This is a genomic window from Chryseobacterium carnipullorum, assembly GCF_900142785.1.
GTDB classification, from domain to species: domain Bacteria; phylum Bacteroidota; class Bacteroidia; order Flavobacteriales; family Weeksellaceae; genus Chryseobacterium; species Chryseobacterium carnipullorum.
Genome location: NZ_FRCD01000001.1, coordinates 341,822 through 364,147 on the forward strand (window position 1 = coordinate 341,822; position 22,326 = coordinate 364,147).

Annotated in this window: 22 protein-coding genes and 1 tRNA gene; 15 read left to right on the top strand and 8 right to left on the bottom strand. The window is 38.1% G+C overall.

Features of this window, described 5'->3' with window-relative positions:
* Window positions 1-108 precede the first annotated feature (108 nt).
* From BUC06_RS01575 to BUC06_RS01595, 5 genes are all read right to left on the bottom strand, one after another.
* The gene (locus tag BUC06_RS01575) at window positions 109-582 is read right to left on the bottom strand and encodes an AAA family ATPase (protein WP_073328792.1); all 474 of its coding nucleotides are present in this window, start codon (window positions 580-582) and stop codon (window positions 109-111) included.
* Window positions 583-621: 39 nt separating this feature from the next.
* Window positions 622-695: transfer RNA gene (locus BUC06_RS01580), tRNA-Asn, on the bottom strand.
* 81 nt (window positions 696-776) lie between these two features.
* Window positions 777-2,258, bottom strand: coding sequence for an RIP metalloprotease RseP (rseP, locus tag BUC06_RS01585; protein WP_073328795.1), 1,482 nt, complete (start codon window positions 2,256-2,258; stop codon window positions 777-779).
* 102 nt (window positions 2,259-2,360) lie between these two features.
* Window positions 2,361-2,801 carry a DUF6646 family protein gene (locus BUC06_RS01590; RefSeq protein WP_073329120.1) on the bottom strand — a complete coding sequence of 147 codons (441 nt, stop codon included), beginning with the start codon at window positions 2,799-2,801 and terminating at the stop codon, window positions 2,361-2,363.
* A 182-nt stretch (window positions 2,802-2,983) separates the two neighbouring features.
* Window positions 2,984-3,733 (bottom strand): sialate O-acetylesterase, encoded by a 750-nt coding sequence (locus BUC06_RS01595; RefSeq protein WP_167367392.1) that lies wholly within the window; start codon window positions 3,731-3,733, stop codon window positions 2,984-2,986.
* Between the two features lie 212 nt (window positions 3,734-3,945).
* Between BUC06_RS01595 and BUC06_RS01600 the strand changes: the two genes are divergently transcribed.
* A complete protein-coding gene (locus tag BUC06_RS01600; RefSeq protein ID WP_073328800.1) occupies window positions 3,946-4,698 on the top strand; it encodes a nitrilase-related carbon-nitrogen hydrolase in 753 nt (250 codons plus the stop codon).
* 67 nt (window positions 4,699-4,765) lie between these two features.
* On the opposite strand, the gene BUC06_RS01605 is transcribed toward BUC06_RS01600, so the two are convergent.
* The 3 genes from BUC06_RS01605 to BUC06_RS01615 form a co-directional block, all read right to left on the bottom strand.
* Complete coding sequence (locus tag BUC06_RS01605; protein ID WP_034701246.1) at window positions 4,766-5,065, bottom strand: thioredoxin family protein; 300 nt, start codon at window positions 5,063-5,065, stop codon at window positions 4,766-4,768.
* A gap of 63 nt (window positions 5,066-5,128) precedes the next feature.
* Window positions 5,129-5,503: a rhodanese-like domain-containing protein gene (locus BUC06_RS01610; protein ID WP_073328803.1), complete on the bottom strand. Its 375-nt coding sequence runs from the start codon at window positions 5,501-5,503 to the stop codon at window positions 5,129-5,131.
* A gap of 4 nt (window positions 5,504-5,507) precedes the next feature.
* Entirely contained in the window at window positions 5,508-6,917 is a 1,410-nt protein-coding gene (locus BUC06_RS01615) for an MBL fold metallo-hydrolase (protein ID WP_073328806.1), read from the bottom strand.
* 365 nt (window positions 6,918-7,282) lie between these two features.
* Here BUC06_RS01615 and BUC06_RS01620 point away from each other — a divergent pair, with 365 nt between their 5' ends.
* The 14 genes from BUC06_RS01620 to lptE all read left to right on the top strand — a co-directional run bounded on the left by BUC06_RS01620 (window position 7,283) and on the right by lptE (window position 22,326).
* Window positions 7,283-8,809, top strand: coding sequence for a helicase HerA-like domain-containing protein (locus tag BUC06_RS01620; protein WP_073328808.1), 1,527 nt, complete (start codon window positions 7,283-7,285; stop codon window positions 8,807-8,809).
* Between the two features lie 398 nt (window positions 8,810-9,207).
* Entirely contained in the window at window positions 9,208-10,431 is a 1,224-nt protein-coding gene (locus BUC06_RS01630; RefSeq protein WP_073328814.1) for a 3'-5' exonuclease, read from the top strand.
* 259 nt (window positions 10,432-10,690) lie between these two features.
* The gene (gene lysA, locus BUC06_RS01635; protein ID WP_181876124.1) at window positions 10,691-11,890 is read left to right on the top strand and encodes a diaminopimelate decarboxylase; all 1,200 of its coding nucleotides are present in this window, start codon (window positions 10,691-10,693) and stop codon (window positions 11,888-11,890) included.
* Between the two features lie 320 nt (window positions 11,891-12,210).
* Entirely contained in the window at window positions 12,211-13,944 is a 1,734-nt protein-coding gene (locus BUC06_RS01640; RefSeq protein WP_073328819.1) for a thiamine pyrophosphate-dependent enzyme, read from the top strand.
* Complete coding sequence (locus tag BUC06_RS01645; RefSeq protein WP_073328821.1) at window positions 13,944-15,188, top strand: MFS transporter; 1,245 nt, start codon at window positions 13,944-13,946, stop codon at window positions 15,186-15,188. The genes BUC06_RS01640 and BUC06_RS01645 overlap by 1 nt, the downstream gene beginning before the upstream one ends.
* Before the next feature lie 118 nt (window positions 15,189-15,306).
* Window positions 15,307-15,792 carry an energy transducer TonB gene (locus tag BUC06_RS01650; RefSeq protein ID WP_073328824.1) on the top strand — a complete coding sequence of 162 codons (486 nt, stop codon included), beginning with the start codon at window positions 15,307-15,309 and terminating at the stop codon, window positions 15,790-15,792.
* 9 nt (window positions 15,793-15,801) lie between these two features.
* Window positions 15,802-16,212 (top strand): energy transducer TonB, encoded by a 411-nt coding sequence (locus BUC06_RS01655; protein WP_073328826.1) that lies wholly within the window; start codon window positions 15,802-15,804, stop codon window positions 16,210-16,212.
* Window positions 16,199-16,939, top strand: coding sequence for a hypothetical protein (locus BUC06_RS01660; protein WP_139263256.1), 741 nt, complete (start codon window positions 16,199-16,201; stop codon window positions 16,937-16,939). The genes BUC06_RS01655 and BUC06_RS01660 overlap by 14 nt, the downstream gene beginning before the upstream one ends.
* 111 nt (window positions 16,940-17,050) lie before the next feature.
* Window positions 17,051-18,487 (top strand): tRNA (N6-isopentenyl adenosine(37)-C2)-methylthiotransferase MiaB, encoded by a 1,437-nt coding sequence (miaB, locus tag BUC06_RS01665; RefSeq protein WP_073329123.1) that lies wholly within the window; start codon window positions 17,051-17,053, stop codon window positions 18,485-18,487.
* A 6-nt stretch (window positions 18,488-18,493) separates the two neighbouring features.
* Entirely contained in the window at window positions 18,494-19,009 is a 516-nt protein-coding gene (locus BUC06_RS01670) for a hypothetical protein (protein WP_073328831.1), read from the top strand.
* Complete coding sequence (locus BUC06_RS01675) at window positions 18,981-19,778, top strand: tetratricopeptide repeat protein (protein WP_073328834.1); 798 nt, start codon at window positions 18,981-18,983, stop codon at window positions 19,776-19,778. Before BUC06_RS01670 ends, BUC06_RS01675 begins: the two co-directional genes overlap by 29 nt.
* Window positions 19,779-19,811: 33 nt before the next feature.
* Window positions 19,812-21,098, top strand: coding sequence for a sigma-54 interaction domain-containing protein (locus tag BUC06_RS01680; protein ID WP_073328836.1), 1,287 nt, complete (start codon window positions 19,812-19,814; stop codon window positions 21,096-21,098).
* Between the two features lie 8 nt (window positions 21,099-21,106).
* Window positions 21,107-21,808, top strand: a complete 702-nt coding sequence (locus tag BUC06_RS01685; protein ID WP_073328838.1) for a DUF4013 domain-containing protein — start codon at window positions 21,107-21,109, stop codon at window positions 21,806-21,808.
* Window positions 21,805-22,326 (top strand): LPS assembly lipoprotein LptE, encoded by a 522-nt coding sequence (gene lptE, locus BUC06_RS01690; RefSeq protein ID WP_083563887.1) that lies wholly within the window; start codon window positions 21,805-21,807, stop codon window positions 22,324-22,326. Before BUC06_RS01685 ends, lptE begins: the two co-directional genes overlap by 4 nt.

A 22,326-nucleotide genomic window follows, 5' to 3' on the forward strand; every position in this document is an offset into this window, starting at 1 on the left:
TAAAAGGAATATTAATATCAGGCAAATTTTATCCTTAATAAACGGCGGATTTTGAGCAAAAATGTTGAATTTCAGGAAGAAATATTTCAATCTTTTTTTTGTTTAACTCTAATAATCCTCAAATAAATGACGAAAATAGAGTTCCGGAGATTCTAAAAAATTCTTGGTCAGCTCATAATGCTCTGTCTCTTTGTAATGAGTTCGTTGAATTGGATCATCCAATAAATAAATTTCGGCGCCGGGATAGCTCATCAGAATCGGAGAATGGCTGGAAATGATGAATTGAGCCTTTCCTGCTTTTTCTAATTTGTGAATGACGGATAATAATGAAAGTTGTCTTTGTGGTGAAAGGGCAGATTCTGGCTCATCAAGGATATAGAGGCCCTTCTGGAAGTGATTATGGAATAATGAAAGGAAAGCTTCGCCATGCGACTGTTGATGCAGGGATTTGCCTCCGTACGCGTCAAGAGCCCTTCTGTCTTCTTTGGCGACTTCATCAATATACGTGGCGAAGTTGAAAAAACTTTCGGCTCTCATGAAAAATCCCTGGCCTGTTTTGGTTTTCCAGGATAGGGTAAGCAAAATAAAAAAGACCTACATTTCTGTAAGTCTTTTTTTGGGCTCCTCCTGCTGGGCTCGAACCAGCGACCCTCTGATTAACAGTCAGATGCTCTAACCAACTGAGCTAAGGAGGAATGTCCTTTGTTTTAAGTGGTGCAAATATAGGACGAATATTTATACCTTACAAATATTTTTTAGAAAAAATTTCAAAAAAATTATAAACTGCCGGTAAGTGCTTTAAAGATATCACTTCCGAAGATCAGTAACATCAATCCTAGCAGGAAGATAACCCCAATCATCTGTGCGTTTTCCAATACTTTCTGAGGTACAGGTTTGCCTGTAACTACTTCCCATAATGTAAACAAAACGTGTCCGCCATCTAATCCAGGAATTGGAATAAGATTCAGGAATGCCAACCATACCGAGAACATTGCTGTAAAACTCCAGAACATACTCCAGTTGATAGATACACCTCCGTCTTTCGACTTCTCTACAGGCATATTCTTGATGATCGCCAAAGGACCACCCACTTTTTTGTATCCCTGAACTTTCTTGTTGAATACCAGTTTAAACTGCTTCACCTGATACGTCAAACTTTCAATGCTTCTGGTAAAGCCTCTTCCGATAGATTCTATAAATGTGAAATGTTGTGTGCTGGCGAACTTTTGCATTTGCTTATAAGACATAATGCCTAGTGTGCCTTCTTTGGAAACCTGAAGGGTTAAAGGATGAACTGCCCCGGCTCTTAATACTTCCGTATTAATTGCTTTTCCTGAATTCTTTACAACAACACCTTGCAGTTCGTCATAATAATTGATTTTCTGGCCATTTACAGAAACGATCTGATCTCCTATTTTTAAACCTGCTTCAGCTGCTTTAGGATTCACGATGGAATCAATAATAGGTAAAGATCTTGGCGTAAGGAATGCTCTTGGATTCTCATCTTTGAAAGCCAGTGCTTTTCCGTCATCATTCGTGTTGAAAGTAACTTCCTTACCATTTCTTAGAACAGTTACCTGATCACTTAATAAAATATCCAAAGACAGTTTATCCAGATTGTTCTGGACCTTTCCATCTACTTTTAAGATTTTATCACCGTCTTCAAAGCCCATTGCTTTGGCAATATTGGTATAATGCATCGGCGTATCTACCTTCGTGGTATCAAAAGAGGTTTCTCCGTTGAAATAAGAAAGACTTCCGAAAATAATCCAGGCAAGGAAAAAGTTTACTGTAACCCCTCCAAGCATGATGATTAGTCTCTGCCATGCCGGTTTCGATCTGAATTCCCATGGCTCAGCAGGTTTTTTCATCTGCTCGGTGTCCATGCTTTCGTCAATCATCCCTGCAATTTTCACATAGCCACCAAAAGGAAGCCATCCGATTCCGTATTTCGTCTGCTCAGGATGTTTTCTCCAGTCGTTGTCTGAAAGTTTTGATATATCGATAGGGACTTCTTTCTCTTTACCATCTACTACAATGGTTTCTGTGTCCGGAAGGTTTTTCGAAATAAATTTATACTGCCATTTTCCGTTGATCTTCTTCATTGAAAAGAGAGAAAACCAAGGATCGAAAAACAGGAAGAATTTCTCAGCTCTGGTCTTAAACCATTTTGCCGGTAAAAAGTGTCCAAGCTCATGAAGAACCACTAAAATAGAAATACTTAGTATGAACTGGAAAATCTTGATTGCTAATTCCATTAATAATTTTTAGATTTAATTTGCAAAGGTAACAATTATCAAAACTATGCCAAATAAAAAAGCCTCCCTAAATGAGAAGCTTTGTCATATATTAAGCTGATATTACAGATTGAAAGAAACACCTATACTGCCGTTATTGCCTACTTCTGCAAAAACACCCACTTTCTCCGTGAAAAAGTAACGCGCTCCGATGTGGGCTCCAATCCCAAAATCTTTCCCTAGTACTCCCACGTCAACTCCTGGGTAAATATCCCATTTAGCGGGTAGGTCAAGAGCTTCCTGAAGGTGGAAATTCACCCTTCCGAATACAAAAACACGGTTGTCTTTGTCATTATCTTTATAATCACCAAAGTAAGCATTAAGCCCTGCTCCAACAGATACAAGCTTGTTTAGTCCATAGTCATAAGTTCCTGTAACTCCCGTTCCATAACCCCATGCACTCAATCCAAGCTGAATTTTCTGATCACCTTTTCCTGTATAAGCCTGCGCATTGGCGGTAGCTCCACAAAAAATAACCATGAATGTAAAAATTAACTTCTTCATAAACTTTAAATTTTTAATGATAACGATAAGAGGTATCATTATCAAAAATGAAACCGAATATTTCAGAAAATATAAAATTTACAGAAAATCAATGGGTATTTTGCTAGTGGACAAGCGTATTATATTTCTCAAAATATCTTAACCCCAGCTCTCTTTGCCCTTTTGCATCAAAGTGTATATGATCATAGGAATTTATTCAGCTTAGATATTTCAAAAGGAAATGTAGGGTCTGCATATGCTGAATTGTTAACTCTGTTTGGGGTCGTTTTAATCTTTTCCTGCTGTGCTATTCTTGAAGGATGTCGGTTCACCCAGAACGGAACCATTCCCCCCAATACAATTGGAAGATTAGGATCATTTAAATCCTTTCGTAGATCTCCAATAAATTTGTCCAGTAATGTAGTATAATTTGTGGTATTTACATTAAATTCTCCCTGATGCCATAATATACCTTTTAAAGAACTCCCGGGATTATTATTGAGTGCGGTTAAAGTTCTCTTTACTGCATCGTTATACAGGGGGGTGTTTTTAGACCATTGCTGTATGGTGGTACCTCCATAGCCGCAGGGAACGAGCAATATTTTACGATCGGGTTTTAGCAAATATTGTTTATATTTTTTTGCGAAAGTTAATCCGAAACCTATCTTACTGTTGTTGGAGGTCCAATGATGTAAAGCTTCACTGGCGACAATAACTTTATTATTGAATGTACCATGCCTCCCTACTTGGAAAATATCGGGATCTATGGTATCTATCATTGGATCGTAACCTATTCCATAATGGGTATTGGATTGTCCGGCGATTAAAAAAATATCGTACTGTGGCGCGGCTGTTTTTGATTGCAATAAATGAACTTCTTCTTCAATGTTGTCTGTTGTGTTTGTGCAGTGTACAAAAAAGAATGCCATAAGTACTAGAATAAATTTTTTCATGTGTTTGTGTTTAATCATCATTTGTTGTGTAATATATTTGTTTACTGATAAATTTGTAAAAATTCTTTAGTAATTTGCTTTTGGATTATTCAACTAATTGGTAAATGAATTGTATCCCCTATTCTGAATGTTTTTTGGATCGGAATAAGGCTATTATTAATCCCCTTTTTGTGATATAAAGCAATTTTTATGCCATTTGAAATATAAATAATATGAAAATTATAGGATTAAATTTAGATATTGTCTGGAAAGACAAAAAGAAAAATTTTCAAATAATCGAGGGTGAGTTGAAAGATCTGGAAGCAGATATTTTTCTCCTTCCAGAAATGTTTTCTACAGGTTTCTGTATGGATGCAGATGAAGTTTCAGACAGGCATGAAGAATCTCTGGAGTTTTTGAAAAAGATGGCAAAAGAAAAAAATGCAGCCTTTTGTGGAAGTGCTCCGGTAGAAATGGGTGGTCATTTTTATAACAGAATGTATTTTGTGCAGCCTGACTCCGAAAGTTTTTTCTACGATAAAAGACACCTTTTTTCTTTTTCAGGAGAAGATCAAGTGTATAGCCCGGGACATAAAAGGGTCATTGTGAATTATAAAGGATTCCGGATTTTACTTCAGGTATGCTACGATCTTCGTTTTCCGGTATTTGCAAGAAATAATGATGATTATGATGCTGTTTTATACATCGCCAACTGGCCTGAGAAGAGAGTCGGAGCATGGGAACATCTTTTAAAAGCCAGAGCCATTGAAAACCTGTCTTTTGTTTTTGGTTTAAACAGGATTGGGACGGACGGAAATAATCTTTTTTATCAGGAAAGTTCACACTGCTTTTTCGCAGACGGAACTGAGATTTCCCAAAAAAACGGAAATATCATCTCTGCAGAACTCAATATAGATGAATTGAAAGACTTCAGACAGCACTTTCAGTTTCTTAATGACAGAGATAAGTTTACAATAGATTTATAGGAAAAGGCTGAATTTGAGACTAAAGCAGAATATCTTCTTTTCTCAATTTCAGCCTTAGCCTGAATTTTTAAGAATATTGTTTAAGCAGTTCCGTGAGTGTATTCACATCATGAACACCGCTTTCTTTCCATAAGAGTTCACCGTTTTTGAACACCGCCAATGTTGGAACTCCCCGAACTCCATATTGTGCCGCCAACGCGGGATATTGGTCTACATCTACTTTGATAATTCTGGCTCCTTCGCCGATATTTTCCTTTACCGTATTTAAAACAGAGGATTGTACTTTACATGGCTGACACCAGGTAGCAAAAAAGTCAATAAGTACAGGTCTTTCCGAATTGATGATTTCCTGAAATTTTTGTGACATAGTTCTAGTTTTTATTGAAACCATTAAGATTCTCCTTGATCAATCTTAATGGCTTAATTATTTTTACTTTCCGGATGATTTCTCATCCTGTATTGCTTTTACATTTTTCCAGCTGGTCCCGTCATAAGCCTCTATGCCGTTTTTCTTCAGGATTTCCATTGCCTGATCGGCCTGTATTCCTTTATTACAGAACACAACAACTTTTTTGTCTTTCAGCGAATCTATAGTATTCTGTAGTTCAGCTAATGGGATGTTGATAGCGTTCTTTGCGGTTCCTGCTTCATACTGTTCCGGAATTCTTACATCCACTAAGGTGGCATCTGAACTGTTGACCACTTCTCTGATATCTGCTATTGGGGCTATTCCCGTACCCGCTGTTTTACAAGAGGTTACCACTAAAATTGCAGCTAAAAGGAATCCGGAAATCTTTACTGTCATGATATTACAAAGTCTTTGACTGGCATACAAAATCTGTAGTTGGTAGTTTTTCCGTCTTTTTAATCCCGTTGAAACCTCCTTCTATTTCAGTAAAGTTTCTGATTCCGTGTGCATTAAGGATGCTTGCTGCAATCATGCTTCTGTATCCACCTGCACAATGAAGGAAGAAGTGTTCCGAGTCATCTATGGTTTTTACCCAGTCACTGATGGTATCCAAAGGCTTATTGAATGCATTGTCAACGTGTTCCGCAGAATATTCGCTTAGTTTTCTGACATCGATTACTTTAGCGTTTTCTGTAAACTGTTCAGCGAATTCAGCGGGAGATATTCTTTTGATTTCGTCAGTTTCTTTTCCTGCATCTTTCCATGCACTGAAACTGCCGTCGAGATATCCTAAAACATTGTCAAAACCAACTCTGCTTAATCGGGTAATGACTTCTTCTTCACTTCCTGTATCAGTTACAAGTAAAATAGGATGTTTTACATCTACAATCATATTTCCGACCCATGGCGCAAAATCTCCTTTTAAACCGATATTAACTGAATTAGGAATAAATCCTTTATGAAACTCTGCGGGGCTTCTTGTATCTAAAATTAAAGCACCCGTATCTTCTGCAAAAGCCTCAAAATCTTCAGCAGCAATCGGACTTAGGCCTTTGTTCATTACCACATCCAGGCTTTCATATCCGCCTTTGTTCATGGCTACATTCATTCCGAAATATTTCGGTGGAGCAGTAAGACCGTCCAGAACTTCTCTGATGAATGATTCTTTATCAGGCTGGTTAAGCGCATAATTGGTCTTTTTCTGATTTCCCAGAATGTCGACTGTTTCTTTCTGCATATTTTTTCCACATGCTGAACCTGCACCGTGAGCAGGATAAACGGTAATACTGTCGTCCAGAGGGATAATTTTTGTCTGAAGACTGTCATACAGAATTCCGGCAAGATCTTCCTGCGTAAGATTGGTTGCTTTCTGTGCCAGGTCAGGCCTTCCGACGTCACCCAGAAACAGAGTGTCGCCTGTAAAAATAGCCGTTTCAACACCGTTTTCATCGATGAGCAGATAGGTGGTACTCTCCATCGTATGTCCCGGAGTATGAAGTGCTTTTATTTTTATTTTTCCGATCTCAAAGATCTGATTATCTTCAGCAATGATTGCATCAAATGCAGGCTGAGCAGTAGGTCCGTAAACAATGGGAGCCCCGGTTTTTTGACTTAAATCCAAATGTCCTGAAACAAAATCAGCATGGAAATGAGTCTCAAAAATATATTTTAAAGTAACATTGTCTTTTTCTAGACGATCCTGATAAGGTTTTACCTCTCTCAAAGGATCAATAATGGCAGCTTCATTTTCTGATACAATATAATAGGCACCCTGAGCCAGACAGCCCGTATATATTTGTTCAATTTTCATTGGGTCTTTTTTAAATTTTAGATAAAGATACGAAGTATTAGATGAAATGTAAATGAAATGTTAAATCCGTGCGATAGTTTCTTTCAATATTCGAGGGGGTGAAAGCCTTAAAATCCTTTGTTTTCAAATGGAAAGGGGATGTCGTGAAAAAGTGATTTAATGCAATGTTTTTTATCATGTGCAAAAAATGAAAATAATTGTGTAGGGCCATTCTTTGCATTGTTCCCTTCTCTCATTGTTTTGAATTTGAAGAAAAGGGCATTCATGGATTTTTAAAGTGTATTCACTAAGATTATTCCGGAATATCACTTTAATGGTCAGATATTTTACAAAAACTTTTATATTTATAGGTTAAAAAAGATCAGATGGCAGACAAAACACAATTTATTGAAGAACTGAACACAAGATATACTCCAAAAGGAGAACACATTATACTGGGAAAGGGAATGCTGGACGGTGAAGTAGTACCGGAAGTCAATGTAACTATTCCTTTGAAAACAATCAACCGTCATGGTCTTATTGCAGGGGCCACAGGAACGGGAAAAACAAAAACACTTCAGGTATTTGCAGAGCAGCTTTCTCATGCAGGAATTCCATCTTTAGTTTTGGATATTAAAGGTGACTTTTCAGGAATAGCTGAAGCCGGCCAGATGAATCCTGTGATTGAAGAAAGATATGCCAAAACACAACTTCCGTATAATCCGCAGGCATTTCCGGTAGAGCTGATGAGCATTTCCGGTGGAAAAGGGGTAAAACTACGGGCGACTGTGACAGAATTCGGTCCGGTTTTGTTAAGCAAGATCCTGGAGCTGAATGATACCCAACAGAGTATTATGTCTATTGTTTTTAAATACAGTGATGATAAAGGCCTTCCATTAATTGATCTCAGTGACTTAAAGAAAGTTCTGCAGTATGTGACGGACAATGCTCAGGGGAAAGCTGAACTGGCAGCCAATTATGGATCTATTGCTTCCGCTTCATTAGGGGCAATCCTAAGATCTATCGTGGCACTGGAACAGCAGGGTGCCTCTGACTTTTTTGGAGAATTAAGTTTTGACGTTCATGATCTTTTGGAAACCAGAGATGGAAAAGGAGTGGTCAATATCTTAAGAGTTGCCGAAATACAAAGCAAACCACAACTCTTTTCAACATTTATGCTTTCTCTGTTTGCAGAAATTTATATGACTTTTCCTGAAGAAGGAGATAGTGGGAAACCTAAACTGGTTCTGTTTATAGACGAGGCTCACTTAATTTTTGATGAAGCTTCCAAGGCATTGCTTTCCCAAATTGAAACAATGGTCAAACTGATCCGTTCAAAAGGAGTCGGGATCTATTTTATTACACAGATTCCGGGTGATGTTCCTGAGAATGTGCTGTCACAGTTAGGGCTGAAGATTCAGCATGCATTGAGAGGTTTTACGGCAAAAGATAAAAAAGAGATTACCAAAGCTGTTGAAAATTACCCCACAACAGAATTTTATAATGCCTCCAGCCTGATCCAGAATCTTGGAATTGGAGAAGCCTTTATTACTGCTTTGGATGAAAAAGGAATTCCTACACCACTTGTTCATACCTATCTGATCTCTCCTGAATCAAGAATGGATGTTTTGAGTGATGCAGAAATTTCAGAACTGACGGGAAAATCTGCGTTAGTAGCCAAATACGAACAACCTGTTGACAAAGAGTCTGCGTATGAAATATTAACAAACAGAATGGAGCAGGCCGCCCAAAATTCTGCACCCACCCAAAAAACAAAACCGGTAAAAGAAGAACCCGGAATGTTTGAGCAGGTCCTTCAAAGCAAAGCGGGAAGAACTTTTACCAGCACCTTGATGCGGGAAGGAGCAAAAGCGCTTCTTGGAATGTTTGGACTGGGGGGAAGAAAGAGATAGAATTTTAAAATTAATTCTTCGAAAAAATCATCTGCTATGAAAAGAGTATCAGCTTTTTATTGTATTCGACTGGCTGTTTAGAATCTGGTCATGGACAGTATCAATACGCGTTTTACTTTTTTTGATATATTTTTTGTTATTTTAGCCGCATTGCCTTTATTGGTAAATAAAAAATGGCTTTATCAGTTATTGGGCGGAATAATTTCTTTCAGTAGTCTGTATGTCTTTTTTGCGGTGTTTCTTTCCAACACTAAAGATTGGCAACAGGCGCAATTGCAGCCGTTATGGACGTATGGCATGGGTTATGTACTAAGCCTCATAATGTTAAGCTCCTGTCTGATAACGACGGGAATTATAAAATATTAATTAAAAAAAATAGCAGTATAATTAAAAATTCAATGTATTCGATCATAGATATAGAAAGTAATGGTGCAGGTTATAGAAATGAATGCATTATAGATATAGCCATCTACAGGTATGATGGTCAGAAAATTACTGACCAGTTTATTTCTCTTGTCAATCCTGAAAGCGATATTACCCCTTTTGTGCAGAAACTGACCAATATAACGCCCAAAATGGTTAAAACAGCACCAAAATTTCATGAAATAGCAAAAAGAGTCATTGAAATTACCCGGAATACCACGCTTGTAGGTCACAATATTGATTTTGATTACAGAATGCTCCGCCAGTCTTTCAAAAGATTGGGATATGAATTTCAGATCAATACTTTAGATACCATTCCTTTAGCGAAAAAGATGATTCCGGATGAAGTAAGCTATTCACTCGGAAAATTGGTGAAATCTCTAGGGATTCCGTTGACAAATCATCACAGAGCCGACGGGGATGCAAGAGCCACGCTGGAACTGTTCAAACTTTTGATTTCAAAAGATACTGAAAATGAGATCATCCAGAAGCAACATGACGAAACCAATTCGAAAACCTATATCAATAAAATCAAGATCCTGACTCAGGATTTACCGAATGAAAAAGGGTTTGTTTATTTTCAGAATGAAGCCGGAAAAATTATTTTATCAGACTATGTTCCGGATATCAATAAATTCTCAAAGAAGGTCTTTAATTCCAAATCTAAAAAATGGGAGCAGGTTCAGCAGGAGGTTGAGCAGATCAATTATGAACTTACAGGAACAGATATTATTGCCAAGCTCATCCTGAATTCTAAAAACATCAAAAAAAAGGAAGTATTTCCGTTCGGACTTTATTTTAGAAACAATAAATACATCGTTGAAAAAAATAAACTGAATAAAACTGAAAAACCCATCCTTAAATTCAGATCGTTTACCCAGGGAACAAAAGCCGTTCAGTTTATTGGACTTCAGGAAGAGTTCAATGATATCAATGTACTCATTAAAAAAATAGATTTCAGAAAAAGAAATGAACTCTGGCTTGGTCAGGGGAGAAAGTTGGGTGAAAAGATGTTCATGATCATTGAAAATGGAAAGATAATGTCTTACGGTTTTTATGACCTGTTTACCCAGATTCAGACCATGAGCAAGATCTCAAAACTGAAGATTGATCTTCCTTTGCCCTCTACAGACTTACATAATGATCTGCAGCTGGCATTGCTTCGGGGTGATTTTGAGACCTTACCATTACCGAAGTAATAAAGAATTTCAGACTTTAGGAGTTTTTAGCAAAAGAAGATGCTTTCAAATGAATTTTCTTAAAATAAAAAATAAATAGTATTTTTGTAAAAAATAAATAGAAGCAATGCAAAATTTTAAACAAATTAAAACCGGAAAAAAGGGAACTGTAAAGTTTTCTAAGGTTTGGAATATTTAAAAGAGTTGTCTTGCATAAAAATAATTAATGTGGCAGACTCTTTATCTAAGAATCTGCCTTTTTTTATGTTAAAATGAAATTATGAATTCAAAAGAATTATTAAAGATTGCCACTGAGTTTGGCACCCCGGTGTATGTTTACGATGCTGAATCCATCAAAGTTCAATACGAGAAACTTACATCTTCTTTTTTAAAACACACAAAGTTTTTCTATGCGGCAAAGGCGTTGACAAACATCAACATTCTGAAGTATGTCAAGAACTTGGGTGCTTCTTTGGATTGTGTTTCTATTAATGAAGTGAAACTTGGACTAAAAGTAGGATTTCCGAAAGAAAAAATATTGTTTACGCCCAATTGTGTTGATCTGGCTGAAATAGAAGAAGCAATGACTTTCGGAGTTCATATTAACATAGATAATATTTCTATTCTTGAGCAGTTCGGGAATAAATACGGAAGTACGTATCCGATCCTGGTAAGAATTAATCCACATATTTTTGCAGGAGGAAACTATAAAATCTCAACAGGGCATATCGATAGTAAATTCGGTATTTCCATTCATCAGGTTCGTCATATCGAAAGAGTGATGAAAAGTACCAACCTTAATGTGGAAGGTCTTCACATGCACACCGGAAGTGAGATTAAAGATCCGGACGTTTTTCTGCAGGCGCTGGATATCATGCTGGAACTTTCCGAGCATTTCCCGAATCTTAAATACCTGGATATGGGAAGCGGGTTCAAAATTCCTTATCAGGACAGTGAAGAAGAAACCGACGTGAAAACATTGGGGAAAAAAGTAGAAAACGTATTGTCTCAGTTCACAAAATCTACCGGAAGAAAGTTCGAATTATGGTTTGAACCGGGAAAATTCTTAGTAGGAAAAAGCGGCTATCTTTTGGTGAAGGCTAATGTGATCAAACAGACGACGGCGACTGTTTTTGTAGGCGTAAATTCAGGATTTAATCACCTGATCCGCCCGATGTTCTATGACTCTTACCATAAGATCGAAAACCTTTCTAATCCTAAGGGAGCGGAAAGAATCTATACGGTAGTAGGAAACATCTGTGAAACCGATACTTTTGCTTGGGACAGAAAACTGAATGAAGTCAGAGAAGGAGATATTCTTGCCTTTCACAATGCCGGAGCGTACGGTTTTGAAATGAGTTCCAACTTCAATTCAAGATTAAAACCTGCTGAAGTATTATTCTTAGACGGAAAAGCACACCTGATCCGTAAAAGAGACGAATTTGAAGACCTGTTAAGAAACCAGATAGAAGTAATTTAAAATCAGATACAAATCATATAAGCTCCGCAGTAATTTGCGGAGTTTTTTGTTGAAAGAAATAGTAAATTTTAGTGATTAAGAATTAGGTTTTTAAGAATATAAAGTTGAGTTTCATTTAAAAAAAAATTCATGAGTTTAAAACTTTTTTCTTCGATAATTACTATCAAAATATGTTGAAATTTTAATAGTCTGTTGGCATGAAAATTATAATTTATTAGCTAAATTTGAGAGAGTGAAGAATTTTTTATGCTAAAAACGACGCATCGATTCTTATCCTTTTCAGTATTCTATAACGAAAATAAACACCAAAAAATAGTATTATGGCTAAAAACATAGCAGAGCAGATCGTTGAAATGCTCGAAGCTGCCCATGTAAAAAGAATCTATGCAGTAACAGGCGACAGTCTTAATCATCTCAATATCGCCGTGAAAAAAAGCAGCATCGAATGGATCCATGTCAGACATGAAGAAGTTGGTGCCTATGCTGCCGCCGCAGAAGCGGAACTGGATGGTTTTGCAGTATGTGCAGGAAGCTGCGGTCCCGGACACGTTCATTTGATCAACGGAGTTTATGAAGCACATAAATCTCACGTTCCGATGCTGGTTATTGCCTCTACCATTCCAAGTGACGAAATGGGAATGGATTACTTCCAGGAAACCAATACTATCAAACTATTTGAGGATTGCAGCCACTACAATCAGATGATCACAAGGCCTGAACAGGTTCAGAGAACACTGCAAAGCGCCATTCAGCACGCGATTTCAAAAAAAGGGGTCGCTGTAATCGGGCTTCCGGGAGATGTTTCAGAGCTGGATGCCGAAGAAGCTTCTACTTCCACCCAGATATTCAGGACCAACCCCGTTATCAGACCTTCTGATGATGAATTGAAAAGTCTTGCAAATCTCATCAATGAAAGTAAAAAAGTAACGCTTTATTGCGGAATTGGAGCATCAGAAGCGAATGCTGAGGTCATAGAATTATCAAAGTTTTTAAAAGCACCGGTCGGCTATTCTTTCCGTGGAAAAATGGCTATTCAGCCCAATAATCCAAATGAAGTAGGACTTACAGGTCTTCTGGGATTCCCATCAGCCTATCATGCAATGCACGAAGCTGATCTTGTGATCCTGCTGGGAACTGATTTCCCGTATCAAAAGTTTATGCCGGTAAAAAATAAAATTGTCCAGATTGATGAAAGTCCTGAAAGATTGGGAAGAAGGGCCAAACTGGAGCTTGGGCTGGCAGGAGATGTTAAAGAAACCATTAAAGCCTTACTGCCGTTGATTGAAGAAAAAACAGATATTCATTTCCTTAATGAACAGCTGGCGTTTTATGAAAAAGTAAAAGAAAACCAGCTTGAATATGTCAAAGACTTTGGAAAGGAAGATGCGATTCAACCGGAATATGTAGCACATACCCTCGATCGGCTGGCTAAAAAAGATGCAATCTTCACTGTAGATACCGGGATGTGTTGTGTTTGGGGTGCCCGATTTATTACAGGGACTGGCGAAAGAAAAATGCTGGGATCTTTCAATCACGGATCAATGGCCAATGCAATGCCGATGGCTATTGGTGCTGCTCTCGCTCATCCGGGAAAAGAAGTGATTGCCATGTGCGGAGATGGAGGACTTTCGATGCTTCTCGGAGATATGGCCACCATCTTCCAGTATAAACTTCCGGTAAAATTGATCGTTTTCAATAACAGAACCCTTGGAATGGTAAAGCTTGAAATGGAGGTAGGTGGAATGCCGGACAATGAAACCGATATGATCAATCCTGACTTTGCAATGGTAGCTCAGGCTATGGGGTATCCGGGAAAAAATGTTCACAAACCCGAAGACGTAGAAAGCGCGATAAAAGAATGTCTGGCCTATGACGGACCTTATCTTCTTAATATATTTACCAATCCAAATGCACTGGCTCTTCCTCCCAAAGTAGATTTCGATCAGGTTCTGGGAATGACTAAATCCATGGCTCAGCTGATGCTTGGTGGGAAAATGGAAGAAGTTCTGGACACGGTAAAAACCAATTATAAACATATAAAAGGACTGTTGTAATGAGTGTTTCCTTAAAAAGATGGTATGTCATTGCCTGGTTATTCGGGCTGGTATTCTATTTTCTGGATTATGTAGTCCGTTCAGCGCCGGCCGTCATGATCCCTGAGCTTGTCAATAATTTCAGTACAACAGAACTGAAGCTTGTCAGCCTTATCGGAACCTATTATTACACTTATTCCACTTGCAGTTTGATCGCCGGAATCGCTTTGGATAAATTCGGGGGAAAAAAATCACTTTTTGCCGGAGCTTTAATTCTGGGAGTCGGTTGTTTGTTGTTTCTTGCGTCTGCGTATTCCGGAGGTGTGGTTGGAAGATTATTGCAGGGTGCGGGTTGTGCTTTTGCATTTCCGGGCTGTGTGTATCTGGCAAGTAAAGGATTTTCCTCAAAATCTCTGGCTACGGCCGTAGGATTTACACAATGTATCGGGATGCTGGGAGGAACGGCAGGACAGTTTGTCGTGGGACCTTGGGTAGAGCAGGGTGTCAATATAGATACTTTCTGGCTTTGGTCGGGGATTATCACGGTGATTACAGCATTTTGTCTGTTCTTTGTAACGCCTGGAGAAAAACAGGCTGAAGCAAAGCCCGGTGAGAATGTTAAAAAAGTGGGTTACTTAGAACCCTATAAAATCGTTTTTAAAAACCCTCAATCCTGGTTATGTGGCCTTATTTCCGGGCTTTTGTTTGCTCCTACCACCATATTTGCCATGACATGGGGAGTCGCTTTTTTTCAAAAAGACAAAGGATTTTTGTTTCATGATGCGGCCATCACAAGTGCAATGGTTGCTTTTGGATGGGTATTCGGGTGTCCTGTTTTAGGCTTTATTACAGATAAAATAGGGCGGCGAAAACCTGTTCTGGTTGGTGGTGCATTCTTAATGATTCTAAGCTTTCTACAGCTGGTATACCTTCCGGAGCTTTATCCGGCCAAGATCAGTATGTTTATTTTCGGTCTGGGTTCCGGAGCTGCTATGATCCCTTATTCTATCATCAAAGAAGCGAATCCTGATTATGTCAAAGGAAGTGCAACCGGTGCTATCAATTTTATCACCTTCGGAGTGACCACATTGGTGAGCCCGTTGTTCAGCAGATGGTTCGGGAAAAGCTTGGATGCTTCTTCCGGAGAAATGCATTTTCAACACTCCATCTTATTCTGGATAGCAGGAATTGTACTCGCTGTTCTGATTTCATTATTATTAAAAGAAACGGGAAGTAAAGCACAGGCTCAGGCTTTAACTGCGTAAAATAAATCTCAATAGTATCTTACAACTTCAGGTGAAAGCCTGAAGTTTTTCTTTTTGATACAACATTTAAATAATTAACTTTGTTAAAGTAATTTTATTAACTAATGAATACGGTTCTATGAAAGCTTTTACATTGTTTATAGCACTCCTTATGGCGAATTTTGCATTGGCCCAGCAGGATGTTGAAGACAGAGACGACAATCCAATGACGGAGAATAATAAAAACCTCCTGAAAATAGACATCAAAGAACCTCTTCTGCAGATTGCGGTGAAGAATTGCAATGATTTCAAACCTGCAGCATTTGAAGGAGGCGTAGCTGTTTATAAGGATACGCTGCAGAAGTTTATGTATGATTATCTGAATTCAGATTTTTATGTTCTGAACGGCGATTTTACCTTTACCCTTACCGTAGATAAGACCGGAAAAGTAACCAATATAGAAGGAAGTCCGAAAGTTTCTAACAGCGCTTACTTTTTTGACGATATGAAATACGTAGTGAGACGCATCAAAAAGAACTGGATTCCTGCTTCATGCAACGGCCAGCCTGTTTCTTCCCAGATCAAACTTAAAATGAGTTTCTCTTCTATAACCACAGATCTATAAATTGATCAGATGAAAAAATACCTTTTACTACTGCCTTTATTGTTCATTGGAATTAAAGGCTTCTCTCAACAAACTCAGGTTGAAGGAACATCATCATATACTCAAAAAGCAGAATTTCCTGGTGGAGACGAAGCTTTCAGAAAGCAATTCATGGAGATGCTTTACGCTTATGTAGATACCCAGAGTTATGCGATCAACGGCAAAGTAACTTTTGTGATCAATATATCGCCGGATGGGAAAATGAATCGTCTTGATATTCTTCCCAAGATCAGAAACAGCGAAATGTTTGTAGATGATGTAAAGTATGCAATGAAAAAGATCAAAGGAAAATGGAAACCAGCTATGAAAGACAATACTCCGGTAGATTCCAAAATGATTGTAAAGGTTAATTTCAGTACCCATGGATATGATGAAGATTAGAATACTGCTCTTTTTCCTGCTGATATTTTCTTCTCAGGTTACCTATGCGCAAATGAATGTTCTAGAGTCTTATCCTCAAAACCAGTACTTTTATGAAGGTGGAGCGGTAGAGTTTTATAAACAGGCCCATGAATATCTGACCCATAATCAATTCAAAGAATGTGGTGAAAAAGAAATTTATCAACCCAGAATTATTATTACAAAAGAGGGAACTGTCAAGAAGATAAAGGATAATGACACCGTAAATATTGCAAAAAACAAATGTGCCTTTGATCTTTCAATGGAAGTCCTGAAAAACCTGAAGAACTGGAAAGTAGCTGATGTAAAAGGGGTTAAGATTGGTGCTATTACTGAATTCATATTCTATCCTAAAGATCTGATGAGTAACTATAAAAAAGGTTATGATGCCCGTACTTTTGTAATCCACGCACAATATCCCGGAGGAAACAAAAAGCTGAATGAAGATTTCCATGATAACTTTATGACAATTTTTGCAGATTATCAGATCAATGGAGCTCTTAGTTTGGAATTCTATGTCAATGATAAAGGCTATATGACCAATCCCAGAATCTATCCTGAAATAGACAACCAAAATTTTAATATGAACTTCTTGAGAACTTTTTCCAGGCTTAAAAAAGTTTGGAAACCCGCTCTTTATTCAAATATTCCGATCAAACAGAAAATTGTATATCCAATGGAATTTTCTGTAAAATTTATAGAAAGATAGCCCTGCCATTCTGTCACAATATTTTGTATCTTTGCAGACTAATCTGTTCAGGGGTGAAAAATTCATGAATTGAACTTTGGATCTTGAATCCTGAACATCAAATTGATTACAGTGCAGGAAAAATATATAGACGAAACAAAACAGGGAGAAGCTTTTGCCATCGCTGAAAGGCCCGAGAATTCTAAAAAACTTTTTTTAGAAAGCTATGGTTGTCAGATGAACTTCTCTGATTCTGAAATTGTTGCATCTATTCTTAATGAGCAAGGGTACAACACCACGCTGAAAGTAGAAGAAGCAGACCTTATCCTTTTAAATACCTGTTCGATCCGTGAAAAAGCGGAGCAGACCGTAAGAATGCGTCTTGCCCAGTTCAAAAATCTGAAGAAACAAAAACCGAATATGACGGTTGGTGTTTTGGGATGCATGGCTGAACGGTTAAAAACCAAATTTCTGGAGGAAGAACAATTGGTAGATCTTGTGGTGGGTCCCGATGCTTACAGAGATCTTCCCAACCTTTTGAAGGAAACCGAAGACGGAAGAGATGCCATCAATGTCATTCTTTCAAAAGAAGAAACTTACGCAGATATCAACCCGGTCCGTTTAGGCGGAAATGGTGTTACAGCCTTTGTAACCATTACGAGAGGCTGCGATAATATGTGTACATTTTGCGTGGTTCCTTTTACAAGAGGACGCGAAAGAAGCCGTGATCCCCATTCCATCATTCAGGAATGTAAAAACCTTTTAGATAACGGATACAAAGAAATTACACTTTTAGGTCAGAATGTAGACTCTTACCTGTGGTATGGAGGCGGTCCTAAAAAAGACTTTGTCAAAGCTTCTGAAATGCAGAAAGCAACAGCCGTTGATTTTGCGCACCTGCTTGATCTGGTGGCTAAAGCCGTTCCGGAAATGAGAATCAGATTCTCTACGTCCAATCCTCAGGATATGAGTCTGGATGTGTTCAGAATGATTGCAAAACATGACAATATCTGTAATTACGTTCACCTGCCTGTACAAAGCGGAAGCAACAATATGCTTTTGGCGATGAACAGACAGCATACGCGTGAAGAATATCTAGATTTGATTAAAAAAGCAAAGGAGATTGTTCCTGATATTGCTTTTTCTCAGGATATGATTATCGGTTTCTGTAATGAGACGGAAGAAGATCATCAGGATACATTAAGCCTGATGAAGGAAGTGGAATATGACTACGGCTATATGTTCGCTTATTCGGAAAGACCCGGAACACCGGCACATAAGAAAATGGAGGATAATATTCCTTTTGAGGTAAAACAGAAACGCCTGAATGAGGTCATCGAACTTCAGCGCGAACTGTCGAGAAAAAGGATGGAGACTTATGTCGGAAGAACGCACCAGATTCTGATCGAAGGAACTTCCAGAAAGAATAAAAATCAATGGAAGGGAAGAAACTCACAGAATGCAGTTTGTGTATTTGATGTTCTGGAAGGTCAGAAAATTGGTGACATTGTGAACGTATTTGTCTATGACAATACACAGGGCACGCTTTTAGGGAGAACTGCAGAATAACATAAGATGGTGATCAAAGCGGTTTATCTTTTTGCTTTATTTTCCTTTATCCTGATGTCATGTCAGACAGAAAAAAACATCAGTCAATATCCTGCAACCGTAGGAGACATAGAATTTGATGAAAAGCTGGATGATCCTGCCTTTAAAAAATGTACTCCTGAGAAACTCATAAGTCTTCAGTATTATCAGGGATCAAAAGAGTTTGACTATAAAGGAGAGAAAATAGCTATTCTAGAAAAACTCGAAAAAGAAAAAATATCTTCCGAAAGTAAAACGAACGGTTATATTACCGTAAGATTTTTAGTAAATTGTGAAGGAAAAACAGGATGGTTCAGAGTTCAGCAGATGGATGCAGATCTTAAGGAAACAATTCTAAATAAAGAGCTGGGAGAAAGGTTGCTTCGGTTTACAAAATCGCTGGACGGCTGGATTCCCAAAGAGATAAAGGGTTTTAAAATAGGCTATTATCAGTATTTAACCTATAAAATTGAGAATGGAAAAGTTTCAGAGGTATTACCTTAGCTTTTTGCTGCTTATCGTTTATACCAATACTATTGCACAGGTTAACTGTAATGCAGTAGAGGGGGAGAACTGCAAAAAAGCTTGTGAATTATACAACTGGGCTTCAGACAGACAAGGCAGCCGGGAATCTCAGGAAGCCTTCGATAAAGCCATCGGATTTTGCCCGGATTTCTCCAACACCTATATGGAAAAAGCAGTTCCATATCTTAAGAACGGAGACTTTGTAACCTGGAAGATTCTTATTGACAAGGCTGTTGCAGCAGATCCTAAAATGCATTTAGGCTACAGAGGATGGTGCAAATTTCAGTTTTTGCGCGATTACCGAGGAGCCATTCAGGATTTAGAAGCATTAAAAAAATATTACCCCGATGATCTAGGGAGATCCTTAAACGGAGATTATCATTTAGATATAGTAAAGGCTATGTCTTACAGTGCGTTGGGGCAGAAAGAAAAAGCTGCAGCGATTATTGAAAAGCTTCTGGCGTCAAAAGGCTATTTCAAAGGATTGTATGACCACTACCAGCTGGGAGTAACGTACTTTGAACTTGGCAGGTACGACAAAGCTTTAGAAAATTTTGAAAAACAGAGCAAGGAAAACAACTTTGCAGAGAATATATATTTTAAAAGTAAAGTTTCTAAAATCAGAAACAAAGATTATTTAGATTTAAAGAAGTTAGCATTAATGACTTATGATGAAGGAAAGACCATGAAGGATGTCTACACTCATCACTTTAACAAAGTCTACAGGAAACAGATCGAAGAACTGTAGATTATTATTAAATCAATAATCAAAAATTTACTTATGAGTAACGAGTTACAAAACATAAAAAACCGCTTTGGCATCATTGGAAACTTTCCTGTCCTGAACAGGGCTTTGGAAAAGGCAATCCAGGTAGCGCCCACAGATATTTCCGTTCTGGTTATCGGAGAAAGTGGTGTTGGGAAAGAATTTATCCCGAAAATCATTCATTCAGAATCAAAAAGAAAACATCAGCCCTATATCGTGGTCAATTGTGGAGCTATTCCGGAAGGAACCATAGACTCTGAATTATTCGGACACGAGAAAGGAGCATTTACAGGAGCTACCGCTACCAGAAAAGGATACTTTGAAGTAGCAGACGGCGGAACCATCTTTCTGGATGAGGTTGGAGAGCTTCCTTTACAGACGCAGGTCCGTCTTTTGAGAGTCCTGGAAAGCGGTGAATTTATGAAAGTAGGTTCCTCGCAGGTGCAGAAAACCAATGTAAGAATTGTAGCCGCAACCAACGTCAATATGATGAAGGCTATTCACGACGGAAGATTCCGTGAAGATTTATTTTACCGTTTAAATACCGTTCAGATTGATATGCCTCCTTTAAGAGAAAGAAAAGGAGATATTCATTTGTTATTCAGAAAGTTTTCAATAGACTTTGCAGAGAAATACAGAATGCCGGAATTGCAGTTGGAACCGGGTGCTGTTCATTATATTGAAAATTATTCCTTTCCCGGAAATATCCGTCAGTTGAGAAACCTGGTGGAACAGATGACGGTAGTGGAAAGAAACCGGGAAATAACAGTGGAGAAACTCGCTGAATACATTCCTATGGAAACCCATCTTCCGATGGTGGTTAACAATCAGAGTACTCAGAAACAGAGTGATTTCGGAAGTGAGAGAGAAATCATGTACAAAATTCTCTTTGATATGAGAAGTGATATTAATGACTTAAAATCACTAACTTCAGAACTGATCAAAAACAGAGGAACAGCCGATCTGAGCAACCAGGAAAAAAATCTCATCAACAGAATCTATTCTGCAGAACAGACTCAGCCTGTGTCCCAGAATTCACTGCTGTATTTCGAGGATAAATCTCCTGTAGTGCAGTCTGCGCCAACCATTATTTCAAACAATGATGACAGCTACGAAGATATTGAAGATATAGAAGTAGAAGAAAACCGACCGGAATCTCTATCGCTTCAGAATAACGAAAAAGACTTGATCATTAAAGCTTTAGAGAAGCATAAGGGACGCAGAAACAGAGCTGCGGACGAGCTTGGAATTTCACAAAGAACTTTATACAGAAAAATAAAACAATATAACTTAGAAGACTGATAACACAAATGAAAAACTTAGAAGTACTGAATATAAAAGAATATGATTTCAATATAGGGAAATATCTGTCCCAGGGAACAGACCTGTTCAAAAAAGATATTGGAGGCTTTATTGTCGCTACATTGCTGCTTTTTGTAATGAGCTTTATTCCTTTTTGTGGTATTCTTGGATTGGGAAACTTCTATAAAATCTGCAAAAAAGTAGATGAAGGTCAGCAGGTTTCAGCAGGAGATATTTTCGACTTTACGGATTTCGTAGTGTATCTGAAATTGTTTCTGCTTATTTTCGCAGTGTGTATCGTGGTTATGATTCCTATACAGCTTACGTTACTTCCGTTTCTGGCTGTGGCCGGAGTAGATGGGGAAAATGTATCAGATACTGGTGCCGCTTTATTTGCTGGCGGAATGGGACTGTGGCTGATGTTGACCATAATTGTGTTCATGGCTCTTTCTATATCAATGTATTTTGTACAGCCTTTGATCTCGCTTTACAGAATAACAAGTGTAAGAGAAGCTTATGGACTTTCATGGAAAATTGCCAGAAAAAACTTTTTTAAGATCTTTTTATTCTCGATTGTAGTAGGTTTCATTTCCCAGCTTGGAATGATCGTGTGCGGAGTAGGAATTCTGGTGACGATACCTCTCGGAATCTGTATGAAATATGCTGCGTATAAAGACGTGCTGGAGTCGCTAAATCAAAAAATGGTATGAGTAAATTAAAAATAATAGTTGGGTTTGTAATGCTTTCACTGTTTCATCAGTGTTACTCTTTTACCGGATCTTCATTGACGGATGAAAAGACCGTTCAGATCAATGAATTTCCAAATAATGCAGCGCTTGTTAATCCAACTCTTTCCCAACAGTTTTCTACAGATATCCAAAACAGATTTTTGCAGAGAACCACATTAAAAGGAACAAAATCAAATCCTGATATTTTGATAGAAGGTGAAATCTCCGACTACGGCTATTCACCAACTACGATCAGCTCCAATACAACAACCAACCCTTCGGGTGGAGTAGTACAGCAGGCACAGAGCAAGCTGACTATTTCTGTAAAAGTACACTATGAAAACAAAGTGCATCCGGATTCCAGTTTTGACAGAACCTATACGGATGAAGCTGTTTTTAACAGTAACCTGACCCAAAGTGAGATCGAAGCTTCTCAGGTGAAGCTTGTGACAGACAGAATTATTAACAAGATATTTAACGATATTGTAGCCAATTGGTAA